Below are 4,609 nucleotides of genomic sequence, written 5' to 3' on the forward strand. Positions count from 1 at the left end.
TAGCTCCACTCCTAACTCAGAAGCATGCACTCCTAATTCAGGAGGATCCACTCCTAATCCAGGGACAAATGAACCGGTTCCAAGCGGAGAGCGTGCCATTCTAAAGGTCACGATGACAACGGGTTTGGAGAAAGAATTTGATCTGAGCATTAAAGAGGTGAACGATTTCGTTTCCTGGTACGAAACAAAACAAGCCGGATCTGGAACCGCATCCTATGCAATCAATAAACACAATAATAACAAAGGACCATTTAGTAGCCGTAAGGATTACATGTTGTATGATCGGATTTTGACATTCGAAGTGAGTGAATACTCAAATTAGAGTACTCTTACAAATAGACTCTATAGTCGCAGGAGGGTAAAATTGTGTCTAAAAAAATAATCTCTACTATTTTGTTTTTTTTACTCTTTAGTACTGTATTACTGCCATCTATAATACATGCGTCAATGCTCAACAAAACTGTAGAGGGGATGCTTGGATTCTCACCACCAGAAGGAACTACTGTTAAAGCAAGTAGTGAATATACGGCTCAATATGCAGCAAAAAATTCAATTGATGGATCAATGGAAAATTACTGGAATGCAGGTACATTCAAAGGGAATATCGAATTAACCTTCCCTAATCCGGTAAAATTTAATTTTGTCCACATTACCACTAACTCACAGCCAGTAAGGACAGTTTCATACACTATTTATGGACTGACAGATGGAAAATGGGAGCCAATAAGTGGACAAATAACTCAAGCTTTAAAATCTACATTTACTACACCTCCACCTATTAAAGTTAAGGAGGGAATTTATGAGGCTATAAGGATTGATGGTGATGGCGGTGAATCTTGGCTAGCTATAGGCGAAGTCACCTTGGGGACATTCGAGACGATAAATCTTACAGGTCAGCCACAGAATGCATCTGCTAAATTGAACTGGAATACAATTAAAGAAGCTACGAACTACAAAATTAATTATGGAACCCAACCCAATAAATATACAGATTCAATTTCTGTAGAAAAAGACGCGGCTGGTAACTATGTCATTCCAAATTTGACGAACGGGACGACTTACTATTTTCAAGTAGTAGCTATTTTTAATGGAGTCGAGACGGTTATTTCTAATGAAGCGTCTGCCACTCCACAAGGAGGGGGCGGTCAAACTGACCCTGAGCAACCTTCTGGTGACCGTGCAATTTTGGTAGTCACCATGACAACCGGCTTGGAGAAAGAGTTTGACCTAAGCATGAAAGAGGTCAATGATTTTATCTCATGGTACGAAGGCAAGCAGGCCGGTTCTGGATCGGCTTCATATGCCATTAATAAACACGATAACAATAAAGGACCATTCAGTAGCCGTAAGGACTACATGCTGTATGATCGTATCCTGACGTTTGAAGTAAGTGAATACTCTAAATAAAACAAAAAGCCCCGCTAACCTTAATTGGTCGGCTGGGCTTTTTTCGTTAACCATTTTGAATTTAGAGTAGATGTAAAAAAGGACTCCGCTGGTATGTGACCGGTATGGAGTCCTTTTAATTTATTCCTGATCACTTCTCGTAAAAACTTTTCCAATGAAGATGTATATGATTAATGCAATAATCACAGCCAGACCATAGTCGATAATAAACTTAATGAGATTTTCTAATGTGAAAAATCCAGTTCCTGTGTTATATTGAAAAAATTCTAGCCTCCCGTAAGTTAGATTCCCGATAATATTGCCGATGAGCAGCGCGATGATAAATCTCCAAATTTTTTTCATCAAATACCTCCTAAAAAATAATTATTCAAAATAGAACTTGCAACAAAATCGACTATAGTTTACCATAAATAGTACAACTATTACATCAATGGTAAATGCATATAAAAAACAATGAGGAGCTGAAGTGATGAAAAAAGTATGGATAACCTCACTAATGGCCGCAACTTTACTATCAGGTGTGATTGCGGTACCAGCCTCAATGTACGCATTGCCTTCTACAGACTCTAGTAGTGTTTCAAGTAGTGCTAAGGGTTCTCTTAATAAATCTGAATTACAAGATATCGAAGGTATCGCCGAATATTTCAATTTATCTGAGCAGGAAAAAAATGATTTTATTAAAGCCATTCAAAATAAAGAAGACCGTGGAGAGTATCAAACACAAGGGAAATTGAGTTGGGCAGTAAAAGCTTTAAAAGCAGGATTTGATAAACTTCCAGCTTCGGTTAAAGCTTTTATTGGAGTAGAGGGTTTCTTGCAGATTCTTGGCGTTGTTGATAACTTTACCGGAGCTATTGAAGATGCAATATATGCAGGAGCTTTGCAAGTAACTGGGAATGAAACTGCTGCCTGGTGGATTACTAAAGCTTTAATGTTACTTTTATAGGTTATTCAACAATAAGATGAATGGTGTAGATTTTTCTTAAACTAAAAGCTCTGCTAACCTTATGGTCGGCAGAGCTTTTTTTTAAAATTATATTGGTTCTATATCTTTTGATTCTGTCTTTTTGTAGTTAGCTTCATCTTGTTTCAACTGTTCGTGTAGAGCCTCGATTTTTTGCCATATAGCCAGTTCTTCAGGAACGAAACCACGATTATATTTTAAACGCTCTTGCATATCGTCCCGCGATATGAGCATTTCCCAAGGTGTTAACTCTAAATTGTAGGGTCCCATAACCGCACCTTCCTATTTAAACAATTTACCAAGCACTTTAAATATATCAAACGTTGACCGATTATATACCTTATTGTAAGCCGCCTTACGTGGATCGCGTATCCATTCCCAGCCCCAAGGCATCTTTAACCCAGAGCGGTGTACAATCTGCCGTTTGAGGCTGGTACGAACTGTTATACGCTTGTTTAGGATGGGTTTGCGAGGGCCGTATTTCATAATTAATCCCCCCAAATGTAAAGGCGTGTTACCTCTTTTCTAAAGGATTAATACCGAGACTCCGCTTCAATCCTTCCTGTAGCACCTGAGAGAAATTAAGGTGTTGCTGTTCCGCTTGATCATTAAGCCATTTAGGGACAGTCAGTGTCTTTTTAACGGCCTTACTCTCCATAGCCTCTCGAACTACAGGCATATAGACTTGAACGTCACACGCAGCCTCTGTCGCTTCTCGTTGTGCCAAAATAACATCAAGCGGGGAGGGATCAGGAATAGGATCGGTGTCTTGTTCCATAACATACATAAAACCCTCCAACGCTTCACGAGCTGCAGCATACGCTTCTTCGGCAGTGTCTCCAAATGTAAGGCAACCAGGGAGATCTGGAAAACGAACAGATATACCATCCTCAGCGTGGTCGAGCAATGCCCAGTAGCGATAAACATCTTTTTTACTCACTATAATTAACCTCCTTTGGGGAGGGCTGTTCAGCCCTTAATCCCCGCCGTTTTTAAGATACTTGCTTGTGTCTTCGGAGGAAAGCTTTTCTTAGGATGTGGAACGGTAACCTTACCGATTTTTGTCGGATGCTTGAAGTAATGGTGACTGCCATGTACCCCTATTATGTACCATCCGTCCTCTTCTAACAGTTTGATTAATTCTCTCGAACTGTATGATTTTAAATGACTACCCTCCTTACATTTATTATTTTACACGTATATTAAATACGTGTCAACGTATAAATTACACGTATTTAGAAGCGGAGAATAAAACTATTGTATAGAACGTATGTTCGCTATATAATTTCTACATAACACATCAGGAGGCTACATACATGTCAAAAAAGTTAGCGGGCAATGGGTTTTGGGAAAGCAGCCGCATTATCATACCAGAACATAGAGAGGGTATATTGCGCCTAATGAGAGAAGAACAGCGGCGTAGAAAGCCAGAGCTGGACGAGCAGGAAACGCACTTGATCGAGAGGGCGCTTATAGACTCTTACAATCGTCGTACGGAGGTCACTGTTACCGTATTTGATCCGTTTGACGATATAACTATGACAGGCGTGGTCACTTCCGTAAACACTGCTAGATGTGAAGTGAAGCTGTCTCGCGGGGAAGATAATTATAGTTGGGTTAAGCTGGAGGATATTATGCCCGTAAATTTGTAATTCCTCTTGCTTACGCAATACACCGCTATATAATTAAGATAATGGATTGTCAACAGTAAATCAGACAGCTTTTTTAAGGGCCTCTTGGCGGTACTGAACAGGTGCCATGTATCCCAGTGTTCCGTGAATGCGATGCTTATTAAACCAGTTGACGTAATCTTATAGTTCGATCTCCAAATGATGAAGGCTCTGAAATTCCATCTGGTTTACGAACTCGGTTTTCATGACCTTGTAGGTGGCTTCCGCTACGGCATTGTCATAGGGACAGCCTTTCATGCTCAGTGAACGACCGATCTTAAAAGTTTCCAGAAGCTCGTTCATCTTTTCATTTTTAAATTCACTGCCACGGTCTGTATGAAACCACTGAATTTGATGCAGATCACCCTGTACTGTGGCAAAGGCGCGAGAAATCAGAGCAGCGTCCTTATTCGGACCTGCACTATGACCGATCATCTCTCGATTGAACAGGTCAACGAGTACCCAAATGTAGTGCCACTGGTGCTGAACCTTCACATAGGTCAGGTCGCTGACAACGAAGCGCCTGGTTTCGGTTTGGTCAAATTTACGATTCAGGATGTTGGCTGTA

General features: G+C 40.4%; 8 protein-coding genes and 2 pseudogenes. 4 read left to right on the forward strand and 6 right to left on the reverse strand.

The features are described from left to right. Both JO375_RS17270 and JO375_RS17275 read left to right on the forward strand, forming a co-directional pair. Positions 1-322: pseudogene (locus tag JO375_RS17270) on the forward strand (fibronectin type III domain-containing protein); the annotation flags it as partial. Positions 323-363: 41 nt separating this feature from the next. After that, positions 364-1,407 carry a discoidin domain-containing protein gene (locus tag JO375_RS17275; RefSeq protein ID WP_229525822.1) on the forward strand — a complete coding sequence of 348 codons (1,044 nt, stop codon included), beginning with the start codon at positions 364-366 and terminating at the stop codon, positions 1,405-1,407. Between the two features lie 120 nt (positions 1,408-1,527). Here the strand turns inward: JO375_RS17275 and JO375_RS17280 are convergent, their stop codons facing one another. Beyond that, entirely contained in the window at positions 1,528-1,749 is a 222-nt protein-coding gene (locus JO375_RS17280) for a hypothetical protein (RefSeq protein ID WP_229525626.1), read from the reverse strand. Between the two features lie 127 nt (positions 1,750-1,876). Here JO375_RS17280 and JO375_RS17285 point away from each other — a divergent pair, with 127 nt between their 5' ends. Then, entirely contained in the window at positions 1,877-2,353 is a 477-nt protein-coding gene (locus JO375_RS17285) for a hypothetical protein (RefSeq protein ID WP_229525627.1), read from the forward strand. Positions 2,354-2,440: 87 nt separating this feature from the next. Here JO375_RS17285 and JO375_RS17290 read toward each other — a convergent pair whose 3' ends face one another. Genes JO375_RS17290 through JO375_RS17305 form a run of 4 tightly spaced genes read right to left on the reverse strand, consistent with a single transcriptional unit; the run spans position 2,441 to position 3,508 of the window. Beyond that, positions 2,441-2,641 (reverse strand): hypothetical protein, encoded by a 201-nt coding sequence (locus JO375_RS17290; RefSeq protein ID WP_229525628.1) that lies wholly within the window; start codon positions 2,639-2,641, stop codon positions 2,441-2,443. 12 nt (positions 2,642-2,653) lie between these two features. After that, complete coding sequence (locus tag JO375_RS17295; protein ID WP_229525629.1) at positions 2,654-2,857, reverse strand: hypothetical protein; 204 nt, start codon at positions 2,855-2,857, stop codon at positions 2,654-2,656. 28 nt (positions 2,858-2,885) lie between these two features. Beyond that, positions 2,886-3,311 carry a type II toxin-antitoxin system HicB family antitoxin gene (locus JO375_RS17300; protein ID WP_229525630.1) on the reverse strand — a complete coding sequence of 142 codons (426 nt, stop codon included), beginning with the start codon at positions 3,309-3,311 and terminating at the stop codon, positions 2,886-2,888. Positions 3,312-3,340: 29 nt separating this feature from the next. Next, the gene (locus JO375_RS17305) at positions 3,341-3,508 is read right to left on the reverse strand and encodes a type II toxin-antitoxin system HicA family toxin (protein WP_229525823.1); all 168 of its coding nucleotides are present in this window, start codon (positions 3,506-3,508) and stop codon (positions 3,341-3,343) included. A 179-nt stretch (positions 3,509-3,687) separates the two neighbouring features. Here JO375_RS17305 and JO375_RS17310 point away from each other — a divergent pair, with 179 nt between their 5' ends. Beyond that, positions 3,688-4,023 carry a YolD-like family protein gene (locus JO375_RS17310; RefSeq protein ID WP_229525631.1) on the forward strand — a complete coding sequence of 112 codons (336 nt, stop codon included), beginning with the start codon at positions 3,688-3,690 and terminating at the stop codon, positions 4,021-4,023. 60 nt (positions 4,024-4,083) lie between these two features. Here JO375_RS17310 and JO375_RS17315 read toward each other — a convergent pair. Further along, positions 4,084-4,536: pseudogene (locus JO375_RS17315) on the reverse strand (transposase). Positions 4,537-4,609: the final 73 nt, after the last annotated feature.

It is taken from the genome of Paenibacillus farraposensis (genome assembly GCF_020736845.1).
GTDB lineage: Bacteria > Bacillota > Bacilli > Paenibacillales > Paenibacillaceae > Paenibacillus > Paenibacillus farraposensis.